At 70.5% G+C, this 24,677-nt stretch carries 29 protein-coding genes and 2 pseudogenes; 12 read left to right on the top strand and 19 right to left on the bottom strand.

The window, feature by feature from the left end:
* Position 1 precedes the first annotated feature (1 nt).
* Complete coding sequence (locus tag ACEXOX_RS43410; protein WP_406526105.1) at positions 2-877, bottom strand: FAD-dependent monooxygenase; 876 nt, start codon at positions 875-877, stop codon at positions 2-4.
* 159 nt (positions 878-1,036) lie between these two features.
* On the opposite strand from ACEXOX_RS43410, the gene ACEXOX_RS43405 reads away from it, so the two are divergent.
* A complete protein-coding gene (locus ACEXOX_RS43405; RefSeq protein WP_406518867.1) occupies positions 1,037-1,786 on the top strand; it encodes a transposase family protein in 750 nt (249 codons plus the stop codon).
* Here ACEXOX_RS43405 and ACEXOX_RS43400 read toward each other — a convergent pair.
* The 4 genes from ACEXOX_RS43400 to ACEXOX_RS43385 form a co-directional block, all read right to left on the bottom strand.
* Positions 1,764-2,048 carry an FAD-dependent monooxygenase gene (locus ACEXOX_RS43400; protein ID WP_406526104.1) on the bottom strand — a complete coding sequence of 95 codons (285 nt, stop codon included), beginning with the start codon at positions 2,046-2,048 and terminating at the stop codon, positions 1,764-1,766. The two genes, ACEXOX_RS43405 and ACEXOX_RS43400, sit on opposite strands and share 23 nt — an antisense overlap.
* A gap of 218 nt (positions 2,049-2,266) precedes the next feature.
* A complete protein-coding gene (locus tag ACEXOX_RS43395; protein WP_406526103.1) occupies positions 2,267-3,058 on the bottom strand; it encodes a helix-turn-helix domain-containing protein in 792 nt (263 codons plus the stop codon).
* 103 nt (positions 3,059-3,161) lie between these two features.
* Positions 3,162-3,422, bottom strand: a complete 261-nt coding sequence (locus ACEXOX_RS43390; protein ID WP_406526102.1) for a helix-turn-helix domain-containing protein — start codon at positions 3,420-3,422, stop codon at positions 3,162-3,164.
* A complete protein-coding gene (locus tag ACEXOX_RS43385) occupies positions 3,422-4,006 on the bottom strand; it encodes a DUF2975 domain-containing protein (RefSeq protein WP_406526101.1) in 585 nt (194 codons plus the stop codon). The genes ACEXOX_RS43390 and ACEXOX_RS43385 overlap by 1 nt, the downstream gene beginning before the upstream one ends.
* Positions 4,007-4,247: 241 nt before the next feature.
* Between ACEXOX_RS43385 and ACEXOX_RS43380 the strand changes: the two genes are divergently transcribed.
* Positions 4,248-4,715 (top strand): hypothetical protein, encoded by a 468-nt coding sequence (locus ACEXOX_RS43380; RefSeq protein WP_406526100.1) that lies wholly within the window; start codon positions 4,248-4,250, stop codon positions 4,713-4,715.
* A 63-nt stretch (positions 4,716-4,778) separates the two neighbouring features.
* Here ACEXOX_RS43380 and ACEXOX_RS43375 read toward each other — a convergent pair whose 3' ends face one another.
* Both ACEXOX_RS43375 and ACEXOX_RS43370 read right to left on the bottom strand, forming a co-directional pair.
* On the bottom strand, positions 4,779-5,282 hold the full coding sequence (locus tag ACEXOX_RS43375; protein WP_406526099.1) for a hypothetical protein: 504 nt from the start codon (positions 5,280-5,282) through the stop codon (positions 4,779-4,781).
* Positions 5,279-6,022: an alpha/beta fold hydrolase gene (locus ACEXOX_RS43370; RefSeq protein ID WP_406526098.1), complete on the bottom strand. Its 744-nt coding sequence runs from the start codon at positions 6,020-6,022 to the stop codon at positions 5,279-5,281. Before ACEXOX_RS43370 ends, ACEXOX_RS43375 begins: the two co-directional genes overlap by 4 nt.
* Before the next feature lie 213 nt (positions 6,023-6,235).
* Here ACEXOX_RS43370 and ACEXOX_RS43365 point away from each other — a divergent pair, with 213 nt between their 5' ends.
* Positions 6,236-6,979, top strand: a complete 744-nt coding sequence (locus ACEXOX_RS43365; RefSeq protein ID WP_406526097.1) for an alpha/beta fold hydrolase — start codon at positions 6,236-6,238, stop codon at positions 6,977-6,979.
* Between the two features lie 193 nt (positions 6,980-7,172).
* On the opposite strand, the gene ACEXOX_RS43360 is transcribed toward ACEXOX_RS43365, so the two are convergent.
* The 4 genes from ACEXOX_RS43360 to ACEXOX_RS43345 form a co-directional block, all read right to left on the bottom strand.
* Complete coding sequence (locus ACEXOX_RS43360; protein ID WP_406526096.1) at positions 7,173-7,394, bottom strand: hypothetical protein; 222 nt, start codon at positions 7,392-7,394, stop codon at positions 7,173-7,175.
* The gene (locus tag ACEXOX_RS43355; protein ID WP_406526094.1) at positions 7,391-7,861 is read right to left on the bottom strand and encodes a methyltransferase domain-containing protein; all 471 of its coding nucleotides are present in this window, start codon (positions 7,859-7,861) and stop codon (positions 7,391-7,393) included. Before ACEXOX_RS43355 ends, ACEXOX_RS43360 begins: the two co-directional genes overlap by 4 nt.
* A gap of 183 nt (positions 7,862-8,044) precedes the next feature.
* On the bottom strand, positions 8,045-8,167 hold the full coding sequence (locus tag ACEXOX_RS43350) for a hypothetical protein (protein ID WP_406526093.1): 123 nt from the start codon (positions 8,165-8,167) through the stop codon (positions 8,045-8,047).
* A gap of 156 nt (positions 8,168-8,323) precedes the next feature.
* Positions 8,324-8,884, bottom strand: a complete 561-nt coding sequence (locus ACEXOX_RS43345; RefSeq protein WP_406526092.1) for a TetR/AcrR family transcriptional regulator — start codon at positions 8,882-8,884, stop codon at positions 8,324-8,326.
* 93 nt (positions 8,885-8,977) lie between these two features.
* Between ACEXOX_RS43345 and ACEXOX_RS43340 the strand changes: the two genes are divergently transcribed.
* Positions 8,978-10,480, top strand: coding sequence for an MDR family MFS transporter (locus ACEXOX_RS43340; RefSeq protein ID WP_406526090.1), 1,503 nt, complete (start codon positions 8,978-8,980; stop codon positions 10,478-10,480).
* Between the two features lie 104 nt (positions 10,481-10,584).
* Here ACEXOX_RS43340 and ACEXOX_RS43335 read toward each other — a convergent pair whose 3' ends face one another.
* Genes ACEXOX_RS43335 through ACEXOX_RS43315 form a run of 5 tightly spaced genes read right to left on the bottom strand, consistent with a single transcriptional unit; the run spans position 10,585 to position 13,708 of the window.
* Positions 10,585-11,304 carry a glycosyltransferase gene (locus ACEXOX_RS43335; protein WP_406526089.1) on the bottom strand — a complete coding sequence of 240 codons (720 nt, stop codon included), beginning with the start codon at positions 11,302-11,304 and terminating at the stop codon, positions 10,585-10,587.
* Entirely contained in the window at positions 11,301-11,930 is a 630-nt protein-coding gene (locus ACEXOX_RS43330) for a class I SAM-dependent methyltransferase (protein WP_406526088.1), read from the bottom strand. The genes ACEXOX_RS43335 and ACEXOX_RS43330 overlap by 4 nt, the downstream gene beginning before the upstream one ends.
* On the bottom strand, positions 11,927-12,178 hold the full coding sequence (locus ACEXOX_RS43325) for a hypothetical protein (RefSeq protein ID WP_406526087.1): 252 nt from the start codon (positions 12,176-12,178) through the stop codon (positions 11,927-11,929). The genes ACEXOX_RS43330 and ACEXOX_RS43325 overlap by 4 nt, the downstream gene beginning before the upstream one ends.
* On the bottom strand, positions 12,123-12,749 hold the full coding sequence (locus ACEXOX_RS43320) for a PIG-L deacetylase family protein (protein ID WP_406526086.1): 627 nt from the start codon (positions 12,747-12,749) through the stop codon (positions 12,123-12,125). Before ACEXOX_RS43320 ends, ACEXOX_RS43325 begins: the two co-directional genes overlap by 56 nt.
* Positions 12,746-13,708, bottom strand: a complete 963-nt coding sequence (locus ACEXOX_RS43315; RefSeq protein WP_406526085.1) for an acyl-CoA dehydrogenase family protein — start codon at positions 13,706-13,708, stop codon at positions 12,746-12,748. Before ACEXOX_RS43315 ends, ACEXOX_RS43320 begins: the two co-directional genes overlap by 4 nt.
* A 719-nt stretch (positions 13,709-14,427) precedes the next feature.
* Here ACEXOX_RS43315 and ACEXOX_RS43310 point away from each other — a divergent pair.
* The 8 genes and pseudogenes from ACEXOX_RS43310 (at position 14,428) to ACEXOX_RS43275 (ending at position 21,112) form a co-directional block, all read left to right on the top strand.
* Positions 14,428-14,640 carry a hypothetical protein gene (locus ACEXOX_RS43310; protein WP_406526084.1) on the top strand — a complete coding sequence of 71 codons (213 nt, stop codon included), beginning with the start codon at positions 14,428-14,430 and terminating at the stop codon, positions 14,638-14,640.
* Positions 14,641-14,730: 90 nt separating this feature from the next.
* Complete coding sequence (locus ACEXOX_RS43305; RefSeq protein WP_406526083.1) at positions 14,731-15,222, top strand: hypothetical protein; 492 nt, start codon at positions 14,731-14,733, stop codon at positions 15,220-15,222.
* Between the two features lie 87 nt (positions 15,223-15,309).
* On the top strand, positions 15,310-16,293 hold the full coding sequence (locus tag ACEXOX_RS43300) for a hypothetical protein (RefSeq protein ID WP_406526082.1): 984 nt from the start codon (positions 15,310-15,312) through the stop codon (positions 16,291-16,293).
* Positions 16,294-16,395: 102 nt separating this feature from the next.
* Positions 16,396-17,339: pseudogene (locus ACEXOX_RS43295) on the top strand (TIGR03619 family F420-dependent LLM class oxidoreductase).
* 213 nt (positions 17,340-17,552) lie between these two features.
* The gene (locus ACEXOX_RS43290) at positions 17,553-18,611 is read left to right on the top strand and encodes an amidohydrolase (protein ID WP_406526081.1); all 1,059 of its coding nucleotides are present in this window, start codon (positions 17,553-17,555) and stop codon (positions 18,609-18,611) included.
* Positions 18,506-19,252, top strand: coding sequence for an amidohydrolase family protein (locus tag ACEXOX_RS43285; RefSeq protein WP_406526673.1), 747 nt, complete (start codon positions 18,506-18,508; stop codon positions 19,250-19,252). Before ACEXOX_RS43290 ends, ACEXOX_RS43285 begins: the two co-directional genes overlap by 106 nt.
* Entirely contained in the window at positions 19,239-19,568 is a 330-nt protein-coding gene (locus tag ACEXOX_RS43280) for a hypothetical protein (RefSeq protein ID WP_406526080.1), read from the top strand. The genes ACEXOX_RS43285 and ACEXOX_RS43280 overlap by 14 nt, the downstream gene beginning before the upstream one ends.
* 38 nt (positions 19,569-19,606) lie before the next feature.
* Positions 19,607-21,112 (top strand): sodium:solute symporter, encoded by a 1,506-nt coding sequence (locus tag ACEXOX_RS43275; RefSeq protein ID WP_406526079.1) that lies wholly within the window; start codon positions 19,607-19,609, stop codon positions 21,110-21,112.
* 52 nt (positions 21,113-21,164) lie between these two features.
* On the opposite strand, the pseudogene ACEXOX_RS43270 reads toward ACEXOX_RS43275, so the two are convergent.
* From ACEXOX_RS43270 to ACEXOX_RS43260, 3 genes and pseudogenes are all read right to left on the bottom strand, one after another.
* Positions 21,165-22,045, bottom strand: a pseudogene (locus ACEXOX_RS43270) (fumarylacetoacetate hydrolase family protein).
* 113 nt (positions 22,046-22,158) lie between these two features.
* A complete protein-coding gene (locus ACEXOX_RS43265) occupies positions 22,159-23,046 on the bottom strand; it encodes a 3,4-dihydroxyphenylacetate 2,3-dioxygenase (RefSeq protein ID WP_406526078.1) in 888 nt (295 codons plus the stop codon).
* Positions 23,039-24,676 (bottom strand): aldehyde dehydrogenase, encoded by a 1,638-nt coding sequence (locus ACEXOX_RS43260; protein WP_406526077.1) that lies wholly within the window; start codon positions 24,674-24,676, stop codon positions 23,039-23,041. The genes ACEXOX_RS43265 and ACEXOX_RS43260 overlap by 8 nt, the downstream gene beginning before the upstream one ends.
* Between the last annotated feature and the right edge of the window lies 1 nt (position 24,677).

Here is a 24,677-nt window from a genome sequence, read left to right as displayed (position 1 = left end):
TTTACCCGGCCACGCCAGACATCACCACCGGCTCCAGCAGGGCTTCCAGGCTCTTTCGGGCGATCTGCTTGCGGAACTCCCCTTCGTAGGAAGCGTCCCCGGAGTCGTGCACCGTCTCGGTCACCCAGACCGCGGATGCCTGCCGCTCCCACGTGTGGTTCAGGCAGGTGTCGGAGTAGCTGTCGAGCAGACTGGAATCGTGCTTCTCGATCTGCTGGGTCAGCGCGTGGGCGAGCACATCGGCGTCGTGCAGGGCGAGACTCATCCCTTGCGCGCTCATCGGGCAGATGAGGTGCGCGGCGTCCCCGACCAGGTAGAGCTTGCCGTGACTCATAGGGCTGAAGACCACCCCGCGGAGCGGCACGACCTGCTTGCTCGTGATCGGGCCCTTGGGTGCCACGGGCGCACCGAAACGAGCTTCCAATTCCCTCCAGATCCGCTCGTCCGGCCATTGTCCGGTGGTGTCGGTGAGCGGGCACTGGAGGTAGAGACGGCTTGTGTTCGCGCCGCGAGTGATCTGCGCGGCGAAACCGCGGGAGTGCACTGCCAGCACGGCCAGGGGGTCCGCCGGGACCTCCGCCATGGCGGACAGCCAGGCGTATCCGAACTCATGGGTGGAGCAGGTGAGGACGTCGGCGGGGATGGCTGTCCTGCTGACGCCGCGGTAACCGTCGCTGCCGGCGACGAAGTCGCAGCTGACGGTCTGTGTCACGCCGTCGGCGTCCCGGTAGTGGACGAGGGGGTGCTCGGTGTCGATGTCGTGGAGTGAGATGTCTTCGGCCTCGAAGCGCAGGTCGCCGCCGTCACGGAGAAAGACTTTGACGAGGTTCCGGACGAGGGTCCGCTGGGGGCAGTACACACCGTCGACACCATCCACGGCGCCACCCATCTTCCACTGCCGCTTCTCTCCGTCGATCAGTGAGCCTTTTCAGTCTGCCCACTGATCGGGTGATGGTGAGGCGGTGCGCAACGCACGAGGCACCCGTGCCGTTGAGGGAGGTGTTCAACGTCTCGACTCAACAGCGCAGGTGCCTCGTTGGTTCCTTATCCTGCCGCACTCGACTTGCCGCACGCCGTGGTCGAGTGGGTCACGATGCTCATCGTCACCCGCGAAGGTGACCGCCGGTGCAAGCTCCCGCCGCACCAGCGTGCCCTGATCGGTCTGGTGTACCTGCGCCGCCACGACACGCTTGCCCAGCTCTCGGCCGGTTTCGGCATCTCCGTCGGGACCGCTCACGCCTACGTCGGCGCCGTCATCACTCTGCTCGCCGTCCGTGCGCCGGGCCTGCTCAAGGTCCTGCGGGAGAGCGATCCCGGCTTCGCCCTGCTCGACGGGACTCTTGTCGAGTGCGACCGCGTCGGCGACGGCCAGGCGGACTACTCGGCCAGGCACCGGCGTCACGGAGTGAACGTGCAGGTGGTCACGGATCCGGCGGGACGGCTGCTGTGGCTCTCGCCCGCTCTGCCGGGCCGAACCCATGACCTCACCGCCGCCCGCACCCACCGGATCATCAGGATCTGCGGACGCCAGGGCGTCCCACTCGTGGCCGACCTCGCCTACCAAGGAGCCGGCCCCTGGCTGACCACGGCGGTCAAACGACGACCCCGCCAAGAGCTCACCCTGACCCAGAAGACCGTCAATCACGCGCTCGCCCGCACAAGAGTCCCGGTCGAGCGTGGTGTCGCCCGGCTGAAGACCTGGAGGATCTTCCGTCACGCCCGCTGCAGCCCGAATCGAATGACGTCAATCGCCAGGGCTGTCCTCACCCTGGAGCGGCAACGCTGAAAAGGCTCAGTAGCGGCATACCTGCGTCGGAGGAACTGTGGCTATGGCCCTCTATGACGTCGCCCAACCCCCACTCGTGCAACACGCGTACCCCGTAGGCGTCGAGAGATCCAGCCCGGTGCCGCTGCTCCACGTATGCGCGGCTGTACTTTTCCAGGACGACGCAATCGATCCCCTTCCGCAAAAGGAAATTACCCAGCGCCAGTCCGGCGACTCCGCCTCCGACGATGACGACGGCTGTGTCCTTGCCGGTTTCAGTCATGTGTTTTCCAGCTCCTTGCAGAGTGCGGTGCGGGGCCGAACGCGGGAGAGCGTGAACGGCCGTGCCGCCCGGGTGGTGCGGCGCGCTGCCCTCCACACTGGCCCCGGCAGGTGGCGTCGACCACCGGCGAATGCACGCGGGATACCGGAAAGCCGCCAACCTGACGTCGTCCACCTCGACGGAGCCCGTCTTCTGTCCGTCGCGACGTGCGTGGCCCCTCACCGTCGTTCGTTACGCAAGTCCGCTTGGTAGCTTCCGGGTGTCTGCCCGACGATCTCGGTGAACGCCTCGATCAGGCTGGTGGGGTTCGACCACCCGCACGCCATCGCGGTGTCGGTGACCGACATGCCGTTGGTGAGGTGGGCCAGGGCGTGCTGAATGCGCAGGGTGGTGCGCCACCGGTGGAAGCTCATGCCGAGTTCGGTGTGGAACAGACGGCTCAGGGTGCGCTCGCCGGCTCCCGCGACGCGTCCCAGCTCGGCCAGGGTCGCGCACTGAGCAGGGTCGGCATGGAGGAGGTCGGTGACGGCCCGGAGCCGGTCGTCTCTGGTTGCGGGCAGGTGCAGGGACTGTTCGGGGGTGTCGGAGAGTTCGTCGATGACCACGGCGAGCAGCCGCTCGTGAGCGCCGGGGCGGGGCTCGGGCCGGTCGCTCGTCAACGCCAGCACGGCCTCTCGAAGCAGGGGGCTGACGGCGAACACGCTGGGGTATGCCACGAGTTGGCCGCACAGGTCGACCGGAATGTTCAACAGGCGTGCGTCGGTGCCGCCGTAGAAACGGTGGGAGTGGGCGAAGCCGGGCGGCGTCCACGTCATACGGTTGGCCGGGGCGACCCAGGTGCCGCGTTCGGTCGTGGTGGCAAGCGTGCCGGCCGCGGCATACACGAGCTGTCCCTGGACGTGGGAGTGGGGGGCCAAGTGATAGCCGTGCGGCAGCCATCCGGCGCCGCTGGGACTGTGCTGCGGTTCCGGATCCGAAGGTCCCGACGACGGTTGGCGGCCTTTGGGCATGGGGTGCAAGCCTACCGACGGGGCGCCGGCGGCTTGCACTTCGGCGAGTGTCCGCCGCGCGACTTCCGCGAAGTCGTCGCGGTTGGCCGCGTCCCTCCAAGCCTCAAGCAGGATCCACGGGGGCGGTCGGCTCGGTGGAGTCAGTAGGGTCGTGGGTGATCAGGTCGCCCGGCTGGCACTGGAGGACGTCGCAGATTCTCGACAGGGTCGAGAAGCGGATGGCCCTGGCCCGGCCGTTCTTGAGCACGGACAAGTTGACGACGGTGATGCCCACCTGCGCGGACAGCTCCGTGAGCGTCATGCCGCGCTCGGCGAGGAGTCGGTCGAGGTGGATCCGTATCGCGTGGAACTCCTCTTCGGGCATCAGATGGTCCCTTCGAGGTCCTTTCTCATGTGCACGCCCTCGCGCATGATCTTACCCATGATCACAGCGGCGAGTCCGGCGAGAACGAGCACCAGTGGTCCGGTGACCGTCGGCCCGGAACCCGCGACCGGCGCCATGCTGCCGACGAGCCAGGACTGTGACCACCCGGCGACGAGGCCGGCCAGCAGCGTGCCCGCGGTGACGAACCAGCCGAGTACGGAGAGCTGTCGTGACACCGTGTCAGTGAACGGCCCCTGCTGCACGACAGCCTTCAGCAGTCGGAAGAAGAGCAGCAGCGCGAGGGAGCCGAACAGCAGCCAGGGCAGTTCGCCGCCGAGGTCCGCGGCGCGCTGCCCTGCCGAAGGGCCTGCCTGGCAGAGGCGCGTGGCACTGCCGGACGCTTTCACGCCTTCTCCGACCGGCAGGTCGTCCGACAGGAAGGCATTGCGCCAGAAGTCCGTCTGCACGCAGACCTCCCCGTCGTCGAGCATGTGCGTGACCCCTGTGCCGATGAAGGCGAGCCCGCAGAGCACCGCCAGCGCAAAGGTCACCGAGGTCAGGGCCCTCGTGAGTCGCGTGTCCATCGCAGCCTCCCCTATCGTTTTTCGATACCCCCAAGACTAGAGCGGCATATCGATAATCGACAAGTCGGGGGCTGGCGCCTGGCGCCTGCAAGGCCGCGTATCCGTGGTACAGGGTTCCTGTCGTTCAGGAGGGTGTGAGGGTTCGGGAGGGCGCAAGGCTTCAGGTGGACGCGGGGCCGAGACGCGCGCTCGGTAGCATCAGGTGGAGATGTTGCACTGTGTCTGACCAGGAGAGGGAGTCATGAGCGACGACATCCTGTCGATCTTTCCGGTCGAGCCGCAGTGGCAGCCGGAACACGATGCGGTTGAGCGCGTCGTGTCGCTCGTGGAGAAGCTGGTCCCCGGCGCAGGCCACGGTGGGGGCGTGGAGTTGAACGTGCGGTGGCACGACGCGGTGACCTTCGTCGACTGCGGGAGCAACCTGGAGACGATCAGCTGCCCCCTGTGCCAGGCAGCGATCGACACCCAGTGGTGGAGCGACGCCCTCACGGACCGCTACGACGGCGGCTTCACCGCCCTCACGGTCGATGTTCCGTGCTGTGGGGGAACAACCAGCCTGGACGCACTGGATTACGACTGGCCTGTGGGATTCGCCCGCTTCGAGATCGCCATCTGGAACCCTGAGCGCGCCTGGTTCAGCGAGGACGAGCTGGCGGCACTGGCGGACGGGCTGGGGCATCCCGTCAAGCAGATTCGGGCTCATCTCTGAGCCGCAGACTCGGTGCTACGGATTTTCTTCCGGCGGAAGGCCCGGAAGTGACAGCCATCAGCGTCATCCATCGTCCTCCGGATCGTTCTTCGAGGCGCGCCGCCCCCGTGTCATCGCGAGGACGCTGCCGGCGACGGCGATCACAGCGATGGCCAGGGCAATGCTGAATCCGCCCTCCGTGTCCCAGTACACGTCCTCCAGGCTGATCAGCAGCGCCGCTTCGTCCACCACGAGGGCCAGGCCCACCCCGTAGGCCAGTCCCATCCAGGCGCGTGCCCGTGCCGTGCGATCGGCCAGGCTCGCCGCGCCCACCACCGCGAGCAGCAGGATTCCCCAGACGTAGTGGTGGATGTGCACGCCGCCGGCCTGCATGTCGCCGACCCCGGCCACGTCGATGTGGATGAGCCAGGTGAGCAGACGCATTCCGCCGAAGGTGACGGCGAATCCCCACCAGGCCAGGATGAAGCCCCGGCGTTTCGGGGAGATGCCTGGCAGCAGGCGCAGCCAGGGTGAGGGACGTTTCGTGTGCCCGGACGGTGCGTGGCCGGACGTCTTCGAGGACTTCATCCGGTCTCTCCCGCCGTGAACTTTTCGATCAGTACGGCCATGGCGTCCGGCGCGCTGTAGTGGGCCGCGTGGGCCGCGCCCGGGATCTCCTCCGCGCGGCCGTCGGCGACCAGACCTGCCACGCGCCGGGTCCATGTGCCGGAGGCGATGGTGTCACCTGCTCCGCGTACGACGAGCGTGGGCGCGCGGACGTGGGACAGGTTCACCTCGAATGACTCGGCCGCGTCCCGCAGCGAGCGGTGGAAGGAGGCGGCGCAGCGCAGCGGGCCGGTGACCAGGTAGTCGAACGCCGCCAGACAGAGCAGGCTGAAGGGTTCTCCGGGGACGTCCGCGACGAGCCGTCCGAACTGGCGCCAACCGGAAACCCTCGGTTCGAGCGCCGGGCCGACCAGCACCAGGCGGCTCACCAGGTGAGGATGGCGGGCAGCCAGGGCCGCGGCCACCTGGCAGCCGACGGAATTGGCCACGAACAGGCTCGGGTCCGACGACAGCCGCTGATGCAGGCAGGCCAAGGCATCGGCGAGCTGTTCGACATCGGGTGCGCGGCGTGCGGCGGCCCGCGAACGCGCGTTGCCCGGCAGGTCCGGCACCACGACGGTCGCCCCGCTCTCGGCCAGCCGGCGCGCGAGCGGCACGAAGTACCGCCCCGAGAGTCCGAGTCCGTGGACGAGCACCATGACCGGACGGCCCTCACGTGGCGGGGGTCCGAATCTGCGGGCGAAGAATCCGATGTCACTCATGTGATCCACGTGCCCACCATCGCCTCCCGTACAACACACGGCCAGCTCGACGCGCAGGCTGGGCGACCTGCGGCGCCGTGCCGTCGGCCCGCGTGCGGGGGCGTACCGAGGCCTGTCGGTCGGATGTCGGGGCGCTGTCGGCGGGGTCCGGCACATTGACGGGCGTCCTCCCGGGCGCCCACCCGGCAGACGTACGCCACGTAAGGAGCCTCCATGCCCACCTCCGGCAGCCCCCTGATTCTCATCCCCGGCGCTCAGCACGGCGGCTGGTGCTGGCGCAAGACGCTCGCACCGCTGCGAGCCCGGGGCCACGACCCGTACGCGGTCACGCTCACCGGCCTCGGCGAGCGAGCGCATCTGCTGACCCCGGACGTCGATCTGGACACGCACGTCACCGACGTTCTGCAGCTGATCGAGGCGGAGGAACTGACTGATGTGACGTTGGTCGGGCACAGCTACGGTGGCATGGTCGCGGCCGGTGTCACCGCCCGGCTGCGGCACCCTGCCGTGCGCCGGCTGATCTATCTGGACAGCCCGGTACCGGTGGACGGCGACAGCATCGTCAGCGTGACCCCCTTCGGCGGCCACCTCTCCCGCATGCGCACGGTGATCGACGGTGTGGAGGTGCTCCCGCCGGGCGACGCGGCCGCCATGGGGGTACGGGGCGACGACGCGGCCTGGGTGCAGCGTCGGCTGAGCCCGCATCCGTACGCCACGGTCGCCACGCCACTGCACCTGCCGGACGGCTGGAACGACGGCGTCGAGCAGGTCTACATCCGCTGTGTCACCGGGGACGGGCAGGACCACGGGCCGTGGGCCGACATGTCCCGAGTCGACACGTCTGCCGGCTGGCGCTCCTTCGAGCTGCGCAGCGGCCACGACGCGATGATCGACGAGCCAGTCAAGCTGGTCGAGCTGCTGGACGAGGTGTGCACCACCGAGGGAGTCGTCGCATGAGGAGAGGGCGGTGACGGCCGGTCACCGCACCGATCGCGCGTCCTCTTCGTGACCTGCCTCCCCGGCGAACGGCTCCCGAGCCGTGCCGCGTGGCCTTGGCACGTCCAGGCCCGCCTGTGCCCGCCCGTGCCGTCCAGGCCCCTCCGTTCAGGGCAGGCTGTACGTGCCTGGCGCCAGGGGGATTGCCGGTCTGTCAGGGGGTACGGATGCGCTGCCCCGCGGGCCCCGCGGTGACGTGGTAGTCGCTCCACAAGGGCCAGCCCAGTTCGCTGTACGGTCGGCGCTCGCGCTGGCCGCGCACCTTCATGAAGTCCAGGCCCCCCACCATCCGGCCGGTGGCATTGCCCTGTCCGTCGCACACCAGGCGGCACAGGCCGTCGCAGTTGAACGGGGTGTCCACCGGTGTGACGATCACGCCCCCGGGCGGACCTGGTGCAGCCAGGCCTGGGGGATCTCGCGGACGGCGGCGGTGGACAGGATGCCGTCGAAGGGCGCTGCTTGCTCGTAGCCCTGTTCCCCGTCGCCGGTGACGACCGTCGGCGTCATGCCGAGTTGGGCCAGTTTGCTCTCGGCCCGGGCGGCGAGGGCCGCATCGATGTCGACCGTGACGAGGGCGGCGGCACCGATGCGGTGGGCGAGCAGGGCGGAGTTGTAGCCACTGCCCGTTCCGATTTCCAGGATTCGCTCGCCGGGCCGGGGGTCGAGATGGTGCAGCATGCCGACGACCGCGGCGGGACACGAGACGGAGCTGGTGAAATCGCCGCAGTCGGTGGGCCCGTCCTCGGGCCGGATCTCGCCGAGGGCGATCTGGGTGATGAGCGGGGCGAGCGGCCGGTAGATCCGCTTGAGCCAGGCGTGGGGCCGCTCGGTGCGGTCCAGCACCGGGAAGCGGCCCTCGCGTTGGGCAGTGGACCAGTACCGGTCGGGGACGAAGTGTTCGCGCGGGATGTCGAGGAAAGCCTGCCGCAGCCACGGACGGCCCTCGAAGTAGCCCGGCCCGTAGGTGTCGATCGTCGCTGCGCACCGCCGGCGCAGCTCGGCCGCATCCAGGTGTCGAGGGGGCTCTCAGGAGCGGCCTTCGTCGTCATCTTCGCCTTCGTCCTCACCCTGCGGCGCCGGGTTTCCCGGGTCGCCCGGGCTGGAGAACGGGCCGCCGACCTGGCCGTCGGCCTCCTGTCGGTGTCCCATGGGCCTTCCTTCCCTGCTGAAGTGGTCTACGCCGACGAGTCTCCCCACCCCGCTTCTTGATCACTAGATCCCGGCGCATTTGTCCAGGTTCAGCTCACTCGTCAGAGTCAATCTGTTGGTGATTGCTGCCGGAATCGTTGACGAAAGGTGCCGCGGTCAGCGCACGAGCGGGAGGAAGACCGTGTCGACGATCTCCTCGAGTACGTGGTCGGGGACGGGGGCGAAGGTCGTGAGGATCTCGTGGCGCAGCAGGTCGAAGGGGAGGGACTTGATACGTCCGGTGAGGCGTTCGGGGGTGATCTCCCCGCGGTCGACGGCTCGGTCGAAGAGTACGTCGGCGGCTTCCTCGCGTCCCGTGGTGAGGAGGTCGCCAGGGCTGGCGCCCGTCTCCTGGTAGTAGCCGGCCAGGTGCACACTCATGACGGTGATGTGCTGGACGCGGGTGGCGTTGATCGTCCGCATGAGGGTGAGGACGTCCTCGCGCAGACTCCCCGTGTCGGGAGTGTCGACCCGCCACTGTTCCAGGACGTGGGTGATGACCGCCCGGACGAGTTCGTCGCGGTCGGACCAGCGGCGATAGAGCACGGGCGGGCTGGTTCCGGCGCGCTGGACGACGGCGTCCATGGTGAACCTGGCGTAGCCGTTGGTCGTGAGTTCCTCCCAGGCCGCGTCGAGCAGTGCCTTCTCCAGTGCCGCTCCGCGGCGCCTCTCGGGCATCCGAACCTCCTTTAGATAGACTTGCCTATCTTATTCCGGGCGCCTACTCTGACGACCGCAAGATACGATCTTATATCTTAAGGCGGTTGTTCCATGAGTTCTTCCCACCCGGAGCGGGGCGAGGCCGCGACTGCGGCAGCGGCCGAGGCCAGGCCCACGGCAGCGGTCGGAGCCGGTTCCGCGCCACCGGACCCCGACCGCGTCGACCCCGCCGTGTGGCGCTTGGCCTTCACCGTCATCGTCGGCGCCCTCGCCGTCGTCTTCGACACCACCGTCGTCACCGTCGCCCTCAACGACCTCGCAGCGGAACTGGGCGCTCCGCTGTCCACGATCCAGTGGGTGAGCACCGGCTATCTGCTGGCCGTGTTCGTCACCATCCCGCTCGCCGGATGGGCCCAGTCCCGGCTCGGCGGCAAGCGCCTGTGGATCACCGCGCTGGGCACGTTCCTGCTCGGCTCGGTGCTGTGCGCGCTGGCCTGGGACGCGACCAGCCTCATCGCCTTCCGCGTCGTCCAGGGCATCGGCGGCGGCATCATGATGCCGCTCATGGCCACTCTGGTCGTCCAGGCCGCCAAGGGCCGCAACATCGGCAAGGTCATGGCCACCGTCACCCTGCCCACCGCGCTCGGCCCCGTCCTCGGCCCGGTTCTGGGCGGCGTCATCCTGAGCCTCGCCGACTGGCGCTGGATCTTCTTCGTCAACATCCCCTTCTGCCTCGTCGGCATCTGGCTCGCCCGGCGCAACCTGCCCGACGACCGCCCCGCCCCCGGCCGCCCCCGCGCCCGCCTGGATGTCGTCGGCCTGCTCCTCCTCTCCCCCGGTGTCGCCGCCGTCATCTACGGGCTGTCCCGGGTCGAGGGCAGCACGGGCGTCGTCAGCGCCACGGTGCTCGTGCCGCTGACCGGCGGTATCGCCCTGGTCGGCGGCTTCGCCGCCTGGGCGCTGTCACGTGCCGGTGCACTGGTCGACCTGCGGCTCTTCCGTCACCGTCCGCTGGCCTCCGCCGCTTCCTTGAGCTTCCTGGGCGGTGTCACGCTGTACGGGGCGATGCTGCTGCTGCCGCTGTACTGGCAGCAGGTCCGCGGCGAGGACGCGCTCGGCGCCGGGCTCCTGCTCATCCCGCAGGGCATCGGCGCGTTCCTCGCGCGCACCCGGGCCGGTCACTACACCGACCGCGTCGGCCCTCGCTGGGTCGCCTTCGCCGGGTTCGCCCTCGCCACCGCGGCCACCGTGCCGTTCGCCTTCGCGGGAGCCGGCACCGACAAGGTGTGGCTCATGGCCGCACTGCTCGTACGCGGTATCGGCATGGGCGCCGCCATGGTCCCGCTCAACGGCGCCGCCTACATCGGGCTGACCCACCAGGAGATCCCCGACGCCAGCATCATCGCCCGGGTCGCCCAGCAGCTCGGCGGCTCGGTCGGCACCGCCGTACTCGCCGTCGTCCTCCAGCACACCCTCGGCGACGCCCGTACCCCGGACACTCTGGCCGGCGGCTTCAGCGACGCCTTCTGGTGGTCGATCGCCTTCAGCGTCGTCGCCGTACCGCTCTGCCTGCTCCTGCCCGGCCGGCCTGAGCCACAGGCCGCGGCCAGATGACCGGCCAGGTGACTGGGAGGCATCTGGTTGAAGTCAGTGGTGGGAATCAGATGGCTGGGGGTGGGGGCTGCGGGGTCTGTGGGGTCAGGTGACTGGGGACGGGGTCAGGTTCTGCAGGTAGGTGCCGAACCCATGGGGGGCTCGGGGGTGGTCCGTCCTGAGGTGAGGACCGGGCAGTGGTCGGTCCTGAGGATGCGGGCGCCGGTGCGTCGCAGCGCGGTTGCCAGCGCGTGGTCTTCGCTGTGGGTGAGGGCGGGGAAGCCGTGGGCCCGATGGTAGGCGTGAGCTGCGACGCCCAGGTTGGCGCCGTGTACGTGGGGATGGTCCCAGGCATGGCCGCGCTCGGGGCGTCCGGCGAAGTAGCGGGAGTGGTGATGCTGGGCGGTGACATTGCTGAGGGAAGGGTGAGGGGCGATGCGTATGGTGCCCAGTACGCAGTCCCATCCGGCGATCGCCTGCTCGACCTGGTAGGTCAGCCAGGTGGCGGGAACGAGGGTGTCGGCGTCGGTCGTGGCGATCCAGGCCCGGTCCGCCGCGGGCCCCAGCAGGCCGAGACCGTGTGCGACGGCCGCGGCCCGGGCCGCTCCGACGTTGCGCCGGGCCAGCTGAACGACATGGGCGCCGTGGTGCCGGGCGAGAGCGGCAGTGCTGTCGAAGCAGGCGTCGGCGGCGACGACGGTGACCACCGGCAGGTCGTGTGCGAGCAGCCGTGGATGCTGAGTGGCGGTGTGCAGGGCGCGGAGGGTGGCAGGCAGGGTCGCCGCCTCGTTGTGGGCGGGAATGGCGACCACCAGGGCGGTGGGAGGCAGGGGCGGGCGGTTCACACCAGACCCTCGGCTGCCGCGGGAGTGGGGGCGGTGCTGCCGTCGGGCAGGCGCCGGGTGAAGGTCTGCAGTACGAAGTCGGGGTCGTCCAGCCGGGTGACGGGGGCGAGTTCGGGTACGGCGGCGAGCAGCGGGGCGAGCTGGGCTCCGGTACGCAGGTGGTCCTCGACCGGGTGGTCCCAGTGCACGGTGACCAGGGTCGCCCCGGGCTGAAGGCTGTCGACGGTGCGGTGGAGGACGGTGTGCAGGGTGGCGTCGTCGAAGTAGTAGAGCAGTTCCGACAGGACGACGAGGTCGAAGGTCCCGTCGGGCCACTGGTCCGGGATCGCCAGGGGGCGTACCTCGACGTGCGGCTGGTCCTGGTTGCGGGCGGCGGCCGCACGGACGGCTGACGGTACCCGGTCGGTGGCCAGTACTTCGTCGCACCGTTCGGCCAGGAGCCGGGTCAGGACGCCGACGGAGCAGCCCGGCTCGAAGGCCCGGCGGTAGCGGCGGCGGGGCAGCGCGGCGACGGTCAGGGCGTACTTGCGCTGTTCGTACCACCGGTCCGCCAGGTGCCAGGGGTCGGCGGCGTGGGCGTACATGTCGGCGAAGTAGGACGGGGGCGTTGCCTGGCTGGTGCTCATACGAAGACCGTCTCGAAGGGGCGGGTGTGGTGGGCGAGTTCGGTGGGAGGGAGGATCACGGTGTCGGGGGCAGGGCCGGCGTCGGTGTCGGCGTTTGTGTCTGCGTCGGTGTCGGTGCCCGCGTGGGTGACGGCGTCGGTGGCGAGGCTGAACGGGGTGATCTGGCTGGTGAAGTGGTGGATCGCTGCCTGCTTACGGTCCTGCGCCCAAGGGGGCAGGAGCAGGCGGCGCGCGGTGGGCCAGGGCACGCGCGGGTCGCCGGGTGAGGCCCCAGTGCCACATCCATATCGGGTAGTGCCAGCAGGGGATGCCGGCCTGCCGGGCGGCGGCGGCCGCGGCGCGTCCGGCGGCCTCGTGGTCGGCGTGCAGATCGCCGGTGAACGGTGCGACGCACAGCCGGGCTCCGGTCTGCCGCAGCAACGTGGCGAGCTGTCGTGTCAGCTGTTTCTCGTGGGCGCCGACGTCCGTGTCGGGGATGTGCAGCCGGTGCGTACGGCAGTCGCGCGGGGCGAGGGCACCGAGGGCGCGTTCGAGTTCGGCCGCGCGCAGTGCGGCGATCCGGCCTGCGGGAAGGTGCGGGTGCGAGCCTTCCCCGTCGGTGACGGTGACGAGCTGGATGGCGCCGGTGAGCTGCACCATCGTGCCGCCGAAGCCGAGTACCTCGTCGTCGGGGTGGGCGGCGACCACCACGACGGGCCCGGACGGCGGCGGTACGGCGGGCAGCTGTGCCAGGCCGTCCCAGGCGGCCCAGTGCTCCTCCGGGGTGCCGGGGGCCTCGATAGCCGCGGCGGCGGTCTCGCGGTCGAAGGTTTCGGTCATCGGCGCGGCCCGGCTTCCTGCGCCACGAGGGACCCGAGTTCGGCGAGGTTGCGGTCGGCGTGATGCTGGCGGATGTAGACGGTCAGGTCGGCGACGTTGCGGGCGTGGCGCGGGTCGTGGCACAGAGGCCCCGCGCCGGTGGCCCGCCCGACCCGGTCCAGGACGTCGCGGCAGGCCTGCTCGGCGATCGCCCTGACGCGCAGGCCGCGCAGCCGGGCGGTGCCCGAGGTGTCCGACGGGTCGGCGTCGATGGCCTGCGCCGCCTGCTGCAACACGCTGTGCGCGCCGTGCAGCGCCATGTCCACCGCGCCCAGGTGCGCGGCGGTCAGCGGGTCCGGAGTGCCGGCGGAACCGGCGGCGGTCTGGAGAGTGTCGGCGACGGCCCGCGCACCGCCGAGCCAGCATGCGGCGACTCCGATGCCGCCGTGCTGAAAGCCCGGCCGGTCCAGGTAGGCCCCCACGGCGCCGACGGGCCGGGCCGGCACCGCCGTGAAGCGCACGTCAGGGGTGTCGCTGCCGGCCATCCCGATGGCCTGCCAGGTTCCCTCCAGGGGCACGTATCCGGGGTGGTCGGTGCGTACGGCGAAGAGCCGGCGCCCGTGCGGAGTGTCGGCGGTGACCAGGGCATGGGTGCACGAGTGTGCGCCGGAACAGTAGGCCTTGTGCCCGTCCAGGAGCCACTGGCCGCCCTCCTCACGGGCGAGCAGGCCGGTGTTCGGTGGCTGCGCGGCCCACACGCCCCAGCACTCCCCCGGGCCGGGCGGGGCGGAGCCCAGTTCGTGCAGGATGGCCGTGGCGTCGGCGTGGCCCTCGGCCAGGCGGGCCAGTGACAGGTCGGTGCGGCCGAGTGCGTACAGGGCGGCGAAGCGCTCCTGGGTCCGTCCCGCTCCCGGCAGCGGCAGGGCGTGGGCTTCGGTGTCCACCCAGGCGCGGAACCGGGCGGCCACCGATCGCCGCATGTCCTCGGCGTCCGGGACGAGTCCGCTTTCCTCTCCCGCCGTACCCGCGGTTCCCACAGCTCCCGCGGCTCTCGCAGTTCCCACAGTCACTTCTGGTCTTACCTTTCGCGCAGCTTCACCGGTTCGGCTGTCGCCTTCCGGGAACGGTCACGGCCCGCAGCCTCGTACCGGGCCGGTTCGCTCCCGAATACCCCGTGAGGGGTCTCTTATACGGTGCTGTCGCTCGGGTCACTTCCGCGCCGGCGGAGGGCTGGCAGAGGCCGGCGGAGGGCTGAGGGCATGACGCCGTGCCGCCCTGCCGTCCTGCACACGTACGGCGCCATGTGGCGGTGCCCGTACGGGACCGGGCTGCCTGTGCACCGATGAGTGGCCGGAGCGCGGCTCCGCAACGTTCTGCCCACCCCGCGATCGCCGCCATGGCGCTCCTCCGGCGGACTCGGCCGGGGACATGCGAGCCCTCGGGCCGCAGCCCCGGACGGCGCGCCCCCGGCCAGTACGTCCGCTCGGTCGATCTTTTTCGACGGCGTCTCCATCGCGAAGATCTACAAGCTCGGTGACCACCACTACCGTGCGGAAGGCTTCGCGGACGGGGCGTCCTTCGGCTCCATCGAGGCCCGGCCGGACCGGCCGTACGCCGCGGGCAACCTCACCGCTCATGTGATCGGCACCGTGGAGGCGGACACGCACAGGCCGTACGGGGTCTTCCGGATCGGCGGCGTGTGGGCGGCCCGCAGACCGTCCTCAAGAACAAGTACGGCGTGGTGCTCGGGGGCGTCAACCACCACCACCCGGAGCTTGCCACGCTGGGCCTGAAGATGACCGACGTCCTCAGCGGCCGGCCCACGCTGCTCGACCGTCGTCCCACGGGCGGAGTCACGCCGCGGAGCACCCTCTTCCCCAAGCTCCCCAAGGGGTGCTCCAAGAGCGCCTGAGGGCTATGATCACGGTCGATCTGACAACCGAAAATCCAGTCGGGCCGTGTTTCGGATGTGACACGGCTCGACGTCGAGGGGGAACTTCACATGCGTATCCGTACGGGGGTGGCGTCCGCCGCCCTGGCCGGTCTGCTCGCTGTCGGCGTGGCTGTCCCGGCGCAGGCCGACAGCGCCGGCGCCGCGCAGGACCGCAGCACCTACAGCAGCGAGTCCGCCCGCGCCGCGGCCGGGGTCGGGGCCTTCCAGACCCTGGGTGACCGGGTGCACTACTCGCACACGGTGCAGGGAAACATCAACGCGCACGGCTGGTGGAAGCTGCTGCGCGGACCGCGGGCCAAGGCCAAGGTCACGGTCTGGCTCCAGGTCAAGACCGGGTCGGGCTGGAAGACCCTGAAGAAGAACGACAAGACCGTCTGGCCCGGTGGCGGGAGCAACAAGCGGACGGCGGCGGCGTGGAAGTGCACCAACCTGATACAGAAGCACACCTTCCGCAGCATCATCGACGTCGACCTCATCGGGTATCCGGACGACGCCTACAAAAAGATCACTGACCCGCAGACGCTGTACTGCGGCACGTGATCGGGCTCTGACAGCGGCGCCGGAGGGGTCCCCTTCCGGCGCCGTTTGTTCTTTCTGTTCTTTGGAGTGCATGTGCTTTCCCCCACCATGATCGTTGGGCTGCACGGGGTCTTCACGCCCTTCCCGTGGTTCGACCGAGTGGTCGAGCGGGATGACGAAGACGCTGAAGGTGTCGAAGGCGCCGGAGGAGTCGAAGGCCCCGAAGACGTCGAAGGCTCTGTCGAGGAGGATCTCCTCGGCTCGGCGATCGACCGGGCCGGTTCCTACGGCTGGCAGACCGTGAGCAGCTGGCTGACCGAGGACGGGGCGACCACGGCCGCTCATGAGCCCACCGCGTGGGCTCATGAGGAGGTCGGCGGTGACTGGGCGCAGGACGGGAAGGTGCACCAGCTGGGCTGGTTGCAGGCCGGAATCCTCACGGACTCACCGCGTCCCGGGCTCCCCCTCCGGCCGATCGCCCTGGTGTTGACCGAGACACTCACTCGCGTGGGCACGATGGAGTTCACCGGTGTGCATGCCGTGCTGCCGCTTGCGGCGGTCAAGCGGAACACGGCTTTCCATCAGGCCGAACTGGCGCCGTGGTTCGGTCTGGCGGATCCGGACGCCCGGCATGAGGTGGTGGTCACCGTTTCCTGCCGTACCGGCACGGGCGGGGTGGGCGACGGCGGGATGCGCGCGGGCGATGCCGAGGCCGTGTGCGAGGCGGTACGGGAGATGGCGCAGGGGGCCGTGGACTTCTCCGTATCCGTTGACTCCCTCGAACCCGCCAACTGCCCCGACTCCGCAGGCTCCCCCGAACCCGCCGACTCTTCCGGATCCGGACACCGAAGTGCTCTGCCAGGGCTGGACCTCGACCTCGACAGTGGGGTGCACACCGTGGGGATGCGCGAGGTGATGCGCTGGGACTGCCGTACGCGGGAGTGGTCGCCGGACATCGCGGTGTGGCTGACGGAGATGGTGGTGGACGGTTTGCGCGGGCTGGGGCGGTCGGTGCCGGTGGCCGTGACGGCTTCGCTGGCGTCTCCCGTGTCACCGACAATGGCGTCTCCCGCGTCGCCTCCGACGGCGTAGCCCGCGCGCTCCAGGGTCTTGAGGAAGGCGACGGACCGGCATAACGTTTGGGGCCAAACGTCAGACACCACTCCGCGAACGTGAACACGGCCGGGAGTCCGGATGACCGAGCCCCACCCCCGCATGACGCTCGTACTGACCGAGAACTGGACCATGACCGGCGGCAGGTGCGACCTCGGCGCTCTGGTGCGCTGGGCCCGCGAGGCGGAAGACGCCGGATTCGACTCGGTCATGCTCAGCGAACACATCGCGCTCGGGCCGGACTCCGGCGCCAAGGGCCCGATGCCCAACCCGCGCGAGTACGCCCTTCCGGGAAACCAGGCCCCGGACACACCATGGCCCAGCTCCGTCGTCCTGCTCTCCGCCATGGCAGCCGTCACCGAGCGGATCCGGCTCGCCGCCGCGGCCGTACTGGCGCCGCTGCGCCACCCCTCCTCCTGGCCAAGGAGCTGGCCACCCTCGATCTCCTGAGCAAGGGCCGGCTCGTCGTGCTGCCGACGGTGAGCTGGAGCGAGGACGAATACGCCGCGCTCCAGGTGCCGTTCGCGCGGCGCGGCAGGCTGCTCGACGAGCACTTGGCCGCCTGGAAGCTGCTCTGGCAGCCCGGTCCTGCCACCTTCGAGGGCGAGCACTACCGCTTCCGCGACGCCTGGCTGGAGCCGAAGCCGTACCGGACGGGCGGCCCGGAGCTGTGGTTCGGCGGCTCGTCGCTGCACGGCGCGGTGCTGCGGCGCCTGGTGACGTACGGCCACGGCTTCAACCCGCTGGGACGCCCCGCGCCCGGCGAACTGGAGAAGCTGCGCGCGGCGATGGCGGAGGCCGGGCGCGACATGTCCGGGTTGGAGATGGTCGGCGGGACGCGCGCCGTCTTCCCCGACGGGACCTCGGTGGCCGACCTCGGCCGAGCGCTGGAGTCCGTACCGGAGCAGATGGAGCAGGGCTTCACGACCTTCTGCATCAAGCCTTCGCAGTTCACGGACGACCCGGAGGGGGTCGGTGACTTCTGCCGCGAGGTGATGCGACGGGTGGGGCGGCTCGCCGGGTGACGCGGCGGCGACAGGGCGAGAGCCCTCGCCCGGCGACGCGGCGGGCTCCCGGCACGGGCACCCCACCCGGCGCGGGAACTCCCGCCCCAGCGGTGCCGTGCCGGCCGCCCCACTGCGATCCCGTACCGGTAATTGGTGCAGCCCTCTTGCGCCGGAGACAGCTCCCGGGCATATGTTTGGGCCCAAACGACACCGGACGAGAAGAGGTCTTCCATGCCCGGACCCGCAGACCTCGTGCTGGTCAACGGCACCGTGCTGACCGTCGACGCCGCGTTCCGCCGCACCCAGGCCGTCGCCGTGCGCGACGGCCTGATCGCCGCGACCGGAAGTACCGCCGAGATCCGTGCGCTCATCGGTCCCCGTACCGAGGTCGTCGATCTCGAAGGGCGCACCGCGCTCCCCGGGATCAACGACTCCCATCTGCACGCCGCCGCCTTCGGCGCCACCCGGCCGCCGCTCGCTCTCGACGTCGCCTGGCCCGCCGTGTCGTCGATCACCGGGGTACGTGAGGCCGTGCGCCGCAGGGCCGGTGAGCTTCCGGCGGGTGACTGGATATTCGGCAACGGATGGGACACCGGCTACCTCAAGGAGTGTCTGGCCGAGCCGGGCCGCGCCCCGCGACGCCAGGACCTGGACGAGGTGTCGCCGGAACACCCCGTGCTGCTCTACGAGTTCTCCGGGCACACCTCCTGGCTCAACTCCCGTGCCCTGCAAGCCGCGGGCATCACCGCCACCACGCCCGTACCGCCCGGCGGTGTCATCGAGACCGACGCCGACGGCGCCCCGACAGGCATTCTCCGTGAGGGCGCGCAGGACCTGGTGAACGCCGTGGTCCCGCTGATGGACGACTCCGCACGCGAGGCCGCCGTCCGCTCCGCGATCGCGGTCTGCCACGCCGAGGGCATCACCAGCTTCACCGAGCCGGGGCTCGGGCCCGGCGGCACTTCGCTCTTCCTGGGGGTCGCGGACACCGAGACGCTCAACGTGTACGCGCGTCTGGAATCGGCCGGTGAGTTGCGGGCACGGGTCAGCGTGCTGCTGCTCCCCTGGAGATGGGCGGCGCGGCACGGCATCTGCCCGACCGGCTGGCCCAGCTGGAAGGGGTGTGCGCGGCAGCCGACCCGCGGCGGCTGCGCGTACTCGGCGTCAAGCTGTTCGCCGACGGCATCCCGCCGAGCCGTACGGCCTGGATGCACGAGGAGTACGAGGGCGGCGGGTACGGCAGTCTCTGTCTGCACGGCCACAGCGACGCCCAGCGGGTCGAGGAGCTGAACTCGATCGTGCGGTACGCCCACGCCGCGGGCCACCAGCTCGGCGTGCACATCACCGGGGACCACGGCATCGACGCGGTCGTCGAGGCCTTCGAGGCGGCGCAGGCCGAGACCCCGCGCCCGGACGCACGCCACTACGTCATCCACGGCGACTTCGCCTCGGTCCGCTCGCTCGCCACGCTCGCGCGGCACGGCTGGGGCATCAACATGAACCCCGGGGTCAAGGACGCCACCGCGGACGCGATGGACGCGATCGTGGGGCCCGAGCGGTCCGCCTACCAGTGGCCCGTACGCAGCGCCGTGGCGGCCGGCATCCCGGTCACCGCCAGTTCGGACGCGCCCATCACCTACCCCGACTGGCGCCGGGGTGTGGCCTCGATGATGCTGCGGGAGGCGAAGGCGAGCGGGCGGCAGAGCGGCCCCGAGCAATGTGTCGACCTGGAGACCGCGGTCCGCGCGTACACCTCGAACGCCGCGTGGCAGGACTTCGCGGAGAGCTGGAAGGGGACGCTGGAGCCCGGCAAGGTGGCCGACATCTGCGTCGTGGACGGTGGTCTCGCGCACGCCGATCCGCACGGGATCGCGACGATGCCGGTGGCGATGACGATCTTCGACGGGGAGACCGTCCATGACGCCCGGTGACGCGGTGCGACCGACCCCGCAGTCGGCTGCCCCGCCATTCACCCGGCGATCCGCCGGGGCGCTCTCCGGCCGCTTCGCCCGCTGGGCCGTCGCCCTCTCCCCGCGGCGGAAGTGGGCACTGTTCGGCTGCTGGTTCGCGCTCGACGCCGTACTGGCGCTGGCTCCGCCGGTGTACTGGGCGGCGGGCGATCCGCGGTTCCAGAGCGGGCCTGGAATCCCGTTGTCCGTCTGCTACTTCCTCGCCCTGGGCGCGCACATCTCGGCAGGCGTCGTCGCCCTGTACTGCGTCGAGTCGGCCCGCGGCGAGATCGACTGACACCTCCTCGGCATCGGCACGGAGAGGGGATCACCCCGGTGAATGTCTTCCTCGGCTACGGCATGGTGGCGCTCTTCTTCTGCGGAGTGCTCTGCACGCTGTACGTGCACCGCAGGCGCGACGCCGACTTCACCGACTACGCCGTCGGCGGGCGCAGCTTCGGCAGCGGCTATCAGACCATGTCGGTCCTCAACACCTGGTTCCCCGGCTCGGTGTTCATCGCCGACGCGGGCATGGCCGCCGGCAGCGGGGTGATCGGCTTCCATCTGCTGGTCTACGGCCTGTTCGCCTACCTGCTGATGTATCTGATGTCCCGGCGGGTGTGGATGTGGGGCGAGCGGCACGGGCTGCGCACCCAGTCCGACCTGTTCGGACTGCGCTACGGCGGAACGGCGTCACGCACCGTGCCCGCGCTGATCCAGGTCCTGGTCAACTTCCCGATGACCGTGCTCGGGATGCAGGCGATGGGGCTGATCTTCTACTACATCTCCTTCGGCCACCTCAGCTACTCCCAGTCGGTGCTCGCGGGGGTGCTGGTCCTGGTGGCCCGCCAGTTCTGGACGGTGCGCATGGGCATGCGCGGCGTGGTCGTCACGGACTTCTACCAAGGCATGATCGCGTACGTCTTCGGGTCGGCCCTGCTGGTGGGGCTCATCGTCTACCTGGCCGTACACGGTCACGGATTCGCGCGGCTGCCCCTGGAGCGGCTGACGCTGCCGACGGGCGGCGACAGCGGCGGGCTCTATCTCTTCGCGCTGACCTTCACCGGGTCGGTGGGCGGCTGGTGTCTGTCGGGGATGTTCGTCCGGCTCTTCACCGCGGACGGGGTACGGAGCGTCAAGCGCTCCGCCGTGTTCGTGATGCCCGCCTCGCTCGTCTTCGCCGGGCTGCTGCTGACCGCCGCCCTCCTGTCCGGGACACTGCCCGGCGTCTCCGACAACCCCGACCGTGCCCTGTTCACCCTGGCGCAGCACATCGGGGGCCCGTGGGTCATCATCGCGATCGCCCTGTGCGTCCTGGCCGCGCAGATCGGCATGGCCGACGGGGTGCTCCAGTCCGTGGGCACCCTCATCTCCAACGACCTGGTGGCCGTGTACCGGCCGATGAACGACAAGGGGCGGCTGCTGGCGGCGAAGGTGTCCATCGCCGTCTACACGGTGGCCGCCGCGCTGGTCGCCAACATCGGGCTCAGCAACCTCATCACGCTGTCGATCATGGCGTACCAGGGAGTGGTGCAGCTCGCGGTCCCGCAGTTCCTCGGCCTCTTCTGGAAGCGCGGCAACCGGACCGGCACGGTCGCCGGAACCGTGGCCGGCTTCGTCACCGCCGCTGGACTTTCGGCGGTCTACCCCACCTTCATCCCCTGGCTGAACGGTCTGACCTCGGGGATCGTGGGTTTGGCCGTCAACCTCGCGGTGTACGTCGCCTGTGCGTATCTGCTCCCGCGGGGGACGCAGGAGAGGCAGCGGGTCGCCGAGCTGTTCGCCTCCACGTCCGTGTCCGGTGCGCCGGCGACGCGGGGCAGGACCGCCGAGGAGGTGTAGGAACGGCGGGAAGGTCCGGGTACGGCGAGGTCGTTCAAGGCCGGCTGGGGTCTCAGGACCGGCGAGGGGCCCGGACGCCGCGGTATTCCCAGTCACCGCCGAGGGCCGTGGACACGACTTCCTCCGAGGCCGTCGGCTGCGCGCCGCAGTCGCCCCGGACGGGCGTCGGGCCCGCCACGATGTGGTTGGTCAGCCGTCCCAGGCCCTCCGCCTCGACCTCCACGACGTCACCCGGCCGTACGGGGCGTGAGTGCGCGGGCGTGCCGGTGAGGAGGACGTCACCGGGGACGAGGGTGATGGTCCGGGCGATGTCGGCGACGAGGTAGTGCATGTCCCACGTCATCTCGTCGGTGGAACCGTCCTGCACCAGCTCGCCGTTGACGTACGTACGCAGGTACTTGCCGCGGAAGTCCCACCCCGTCACCAGCCCGGGGCCCAACGGGCAGAGTGTGTCGGAGCCCTTGACCCGGAGCATCGAACCGGCGTCGGTGTCCCGGAAGTCGTGCAGGCCGTAGTCGTTCGCGACGGTGTATCCGGCGATGTGGTGGCCTGCGTCGTCCGGTGCGACATTGCGGCACACGCGGCCGATGACGAGCGCGATCTCGCCCTCGTAGTTGAGGTACTGGCAGCCCTCGGGGCGCACCACCGCGCCGCCATGCGCGTTGAGGGCGGAGACGGGCTTGTGGAAGTACGTGGGCGCGGGCGGCAGTGAGGCTTGGAACTCTTCGACTCTGCTGCGGTGGTTGAGGTGCACCGCGATCACCTTGGAGGGCTGTACGGGTGGCAGGTGATTGGCGTCTGCCACGTTCACGCGGCGGCCGTCGCCTGCGACCAGGGTCTCCCCTCCCGTACGACGTGGACGGTGGCGCCGTCGAGCAGGATGCGGCGGTATTCGCGGGTGCCGTCCTGTCCGGCAGTGCGTGTTGGGTTCATGGCGCCTCCGTTTCCGGGCACGGGGTGTCCCTGTTCGCGCGTCGCGGGTGCAGGGGTGTTGTGGCTTGTCGCACCCTTCCCCGCTTTGAAGCACGGCACCTCGGGAAGCGTCCTTACGCCGTCCAGCCGCCTGCCGGGCGGTCGAACCACAGGTGGATCTGTCCCGTTCCGATCGAGTTCTCGTACGCGCTGTAGGCGCGCGCGGGCGCGGTCAGCCGGTCCTCCCCCAAGGCGCCCGCCAGCATCAGGTAGTGCCCGAAGCCCGCTTCGGGCCGGTGGGCGGCGAACTCCGGCATGGTGCGCAGCACGCGCGCGTGGTCGCCGCGCAGGAACCATGCGATCCGCTGTTCGTCGGCGGCGCGCGCCTCGGGGCTGCGGAGGTGGACCGGGTCACTCGCTTCGTGGTCGCGCAGTTCGCGCAGGGGCCAGAAGGTGTGGGAGAGCGCGCCGGAGGCGATCAGCAGCACCTTGCGGTCCGGCAGTGCGGCGATGCCGTCGGCGAGCGCGCGGCCGAGCCGGAGGTGGTCCTCGTCGTCCCCGGTCTGGCACACGCCGATGGAGATCCACCGCTTGTCGGGCAGCCCCTGTCCCAGGTACGTCCAGAGGTTGACGGTGGCGTAGTGGATCGGCAGGCAGGGGTCGTCGATCGGGGTGATCCAGGTGCCGTGCTCACCGGCGAACGCGGCGGTGGAGTGGGCGAGTTCGGGGTCGCCGGGGAAGTCGTAGGGCATGCGGCACATGCCGCGCGGCAGTTCGTCGGAGGTGAAGAGCCCGGCCCGCCTGTGCTGCGCGGCGACGACGAATTCGACGGTGGTCGCCCAGTGCGAGTCCAGGACGACGACCGTGTCGTGGTCGAGCGTCTCGAAGACGTCCCGGCGCAGCCTGCGCAGTCCCGGTACGAGGCTGACCTCGCGTCCCCCGTTCAGCTCCCGCCGGCCCGCTTCGGGCAGGACGATGGTGGGAACGTGGGCGAGAAGACCGGCGCCGACGATCTCACCCATGGTGCCGCCAGCCTTTCGGTGCCGTGACGGTGTTCTTCACGTCGCAGTAGAAGTCGAAGCTCCAGTCGCCGCCCTCACGGCCCAGGCCGGACGCGCGGGAGCCGCCGAAGGGTGCGGCGAGGTCGCGGACGAAGAAGCAGTTGACCCAGACCGTCCCGGCGACGAGCCGCGCGCCGACGCGGGCCGCGCGCTCGCGGTCCCCGGTGGCGAGGGTGGCGGCCAGTCCGTAGCGAGTGCCGTTGGCCAGGGCCACGGCCTCGTCCTCGGTACTGAAGCTCTGGAGGGTGAGTACGGGGCCGAAGACCTCCTCCTGCACGATCTCCGAGTCCTGCGCGACGTCGGTCAGCAGCGTCGGCCGGTAGTACGTGCCGCCGGTCCGCTCGTTCAGTTCCGTGTGCGGGCCGCCACCGAGGAGCGGGGTGGCGCCGTCGGCCAGTGCCCGCCGGACGAAGCCGTCCACCCGTTCCAGGTGCTGGGGGTGGATGAGGGGGCCGATGTCGGTGGACTCCTCGCGCGGGTCGCCCTGGACGAGGGCACGGGCCCGGTCGGTGAAGCGTTCCAGGAAGGCGTCCCGTACGGATTCCTCGACGATCAGCCGGGTCGCGGCCAGACAGACCTGGCCCGCGTTGTCGTACTGCTCGACGGCGAGGTCGGCGGCCAGGTCGAGGTCGGCGTCCGCGAAGACGAGCAGGGGCGACTTGCCGCCGAGTTCGAAGCTGGTGGGCACCAGGTGCGCGGCCGCGGCACGGGCGATCCGCCGCGCCGTGGCCACGGAGCCCGTGAAGCTGATGCGGCGCACACCCGGGTCGGACACGAGGGGCGCGCCGGCCTCGTCCCCGTACCCCTGGAGAACGTTGAGGACGCCCGGAGGCAGCCCGGCCTCGGCGGCGATGTCCGCGAAGAGCGACGCGGTGAGCGGCGTCCACTCGGCGGGTTTCAGGATCACCGGATCACCGGCGGCCAGCGCGGGACCGATCTTCCAGGTGGCCAGCATCAGCGGCGCGTTCCACGGTGTGACGAGCGCGGCGGGGCCGGCCGGGTCCCAGGTCACGTGGTGGGTGTGGCCGCGGGTGGCGAAATCCTCGTGGCCGAGGGCGAGCAGGCGGTCGGCGAAGAAGCGGAGGTTGTGCGCCGCGCGGGGCATCACACCGTTGCGGTGGGAGCGCAGCAGCGCGCCGTTGTCCGCCGTCTCGACGGCGGCGAGGTCTTCGAGGCGCGCCTCGACGCCGTCCGCGACGACGTGCAGCAGCCGGGCGCGCTCCCGGTGCGGCGTCGCGGCCCAGCCGGGGAAGGCGGCGCGGGCGGCGTCGACGGCCGCCCGGGCCTCCTCGGCGCCGCCCCGGGCGATCTCGGCGAGTGGCGCCCCGTCGATGGGTGAGCGGTCGGTGAAGGTACCGGTGGAGGCGCGGCGTTCGCCGCCGATCCAGTGGCGGGTGTCGACGGGGACTCCGGCGACCGTGACGGTGTTCCCGGCTGTCGGGGAGGCTCCCCGGGCTGCCGGGGCGGCGGTTCGGGCTGTGGTAGCGGTGGTTCGGGCCGTGGTGGCGGTGGGCGGATGGTCCTGGCGCTCCGAGGGGACCGGGGTTGCCCGGTGCGCCGGGGAGCCCGGTGCGGGCGCGGAGGGAGCCATC

The sequence above is a fragment of the Streptomyces sp. Ac-502 genome (assembly GCF_045222935.1).
Classification (GTDB): Bacteria; Actinomycetota; Actinomycetes; order Streptomycetales; family Streptomycetaceae; genus Streptomyces; species Streptomyces monomycini.
The sequence above is the reverse complement of the archived record's forward strand: the minus strand, read 5'-3'. Positions and strand labels throughout refer to the sequence as shown.

What these genes read in the sequence shown, in the direction of transcription:
- ACEXOX_RS43400 (WP_406526104.1), bottom strand. Translation starts at nt 2,048, where the DNA reads ATGACTGAAACCGGCAAGGACACAGCCGTCGTCATCGTCGGAGGCGGA.
- ACEXOX_RS43395 (WP_406526103.1), bottom strand. Translation starts at nt 3,058, where the DNA reads ATGCCCAAAGGCCGCCAACCGTCGTCGGGACCTTCGGATCCGGAACCG.
- ACEXOX_RS43390 (WP_406526102.1), bottom strand. Translation starts at nt 3,422, where the DNA reads ATGCCCGAAGAGGAGTTCCACGCGATACGGATCCACCTCGACCGACTC.
- ACEXOX_RS43385 (WP_406526101.1), bottom strand. Translation starts at nt 4,006, where the DNA reads ATGGACACGCGACTCACGAGGGCCCTGACCTCGGTGACCTTTGCGCTG.
- ACEXOX_RS43380 (WP_406526100.1), top strand. Translation starts at nt 4,248, where the DNA reads ATGAGCGACGACATCCTGTCGATCTTTCCGGTCGAGCCGCAGTGGCAG.
- ACEXOX_RS43375 (WP_406526099.1), bottom strand. Translation starts at nt 5,282, where the DNA reads ATGAAGTCCTCGAAGACGTCCGGCCACGCACCGTCCGGGCACACGAAA.
- ACEXOX_RS43370 (WP_406526098.1), bottom strand. Translation starts at nt 6,022, where the DNA reads ATGAGTGACATCGGATTCTTCGCCCGCAGATTCGGACCCCCGCCACGT.
- ACEXOX_RS43365 (WP_406526097.1), top strand. Translation starts at nt 6,236, where the DNA reads ATGCCCACCTCCGGCAGCCCCCTGATTCTCATCCCCGGCGCTCAGCAC.
- ACEXOX_RS43350 (WP_406526093.1), bottom strand. Translation starts at nt 8,167, where the DNA reads ATGGGACACCGACAGGAGGCCGACGGCCAGGTCGGCGGCCCGTTCTCC.
- ACEXOX_RS43345 (WP_406526092.1), bottom strand. Translation starts at nt 8,884, where the DNA reads ATGCCCGAGAGGCGCCGCGGAGCGGCACTGGAGAAGGCACTGCTCGAC.
- ACEXOX_RS43340 (WP_406526090.1), top strand. Translation starts at nt 8,978, where the DNA reads ATGAGTTCTTCCCACCCGGAGCGGGGCGAGGCCGCGACTGCGGCAGCG.
- ACEXOX_RS43330 (WP_406526088.1), bottom strand. Translation starts at nt 11,930, where the DNA reads ATGAGCACCAGCCAGGCAACGCCCCCGTCCTACTTCGCCGACATGTAC.
- ACEXOX_RS43320 (WP_406526086.1), bottom strand. Translation starts at nt 12,749, where the DNA reads ATGACCGAAACCTTCGACCGCGAGACCGCCGCCGCGGCTATCGAGGCC.
- ACEXOX_RS43315 (WP_406526085.1), bottom strand. Translation starts at nt 13,708, where the DNA reads ATGCGGCGATCGGTGGCCGCCCGGTTCCGCGCCTGGGTGGACACCGAA.
- ACEXOX_RS43305 (WP_406526083.1), top strand. Translation starts at nt 14,731, where the DNA reads ATGCGTATCCGTACGGGGGTGGCGTCCGCCGCCCTGGCCGGTCTGCTC.
- ACEXOX_RS43300 (WP_406526082.1), top strand. Translation starts at nt 15,310, where the DNA reads ATGATCGTTGGGCTGCACGGGGTCTTCACGCCCTTCCCGTGGTTCGAC.
- ACEXOX_RS43290 (WP_406526081.1), top strand. Translation starts at nt 17,553, where the DNA reads ATGCCCGGACCCGCAGACCTCGTGCTGGTCAACGGCACCGTGCTGACC.
- ACEXOX_RS43280 (WP_406526080.1), top strand. Translation starts at nt 19,239, where the DNA reads ATGACGCCCGGTGACGCGGTGCGACCGACCCCGCAGTCGGCTGCCCCG.
- ACEXOX_RS43265 (WP_406526078.1), bottom strand. Translation starts at nt 23,046, where the DNA reads ATGGGTGAGATCGTCGGCGCCGGTCTTCTCGCCCACGTTCCCACCATC.
- ACEXOX_RS43260 (WP_406526077.1), bottom strand. Translation starts at nt 24,676, where the DNA reads ATGGCTCCCTCCGCGCCCGCACCGGGCTCCCCGGCGCACCGGGCAACC.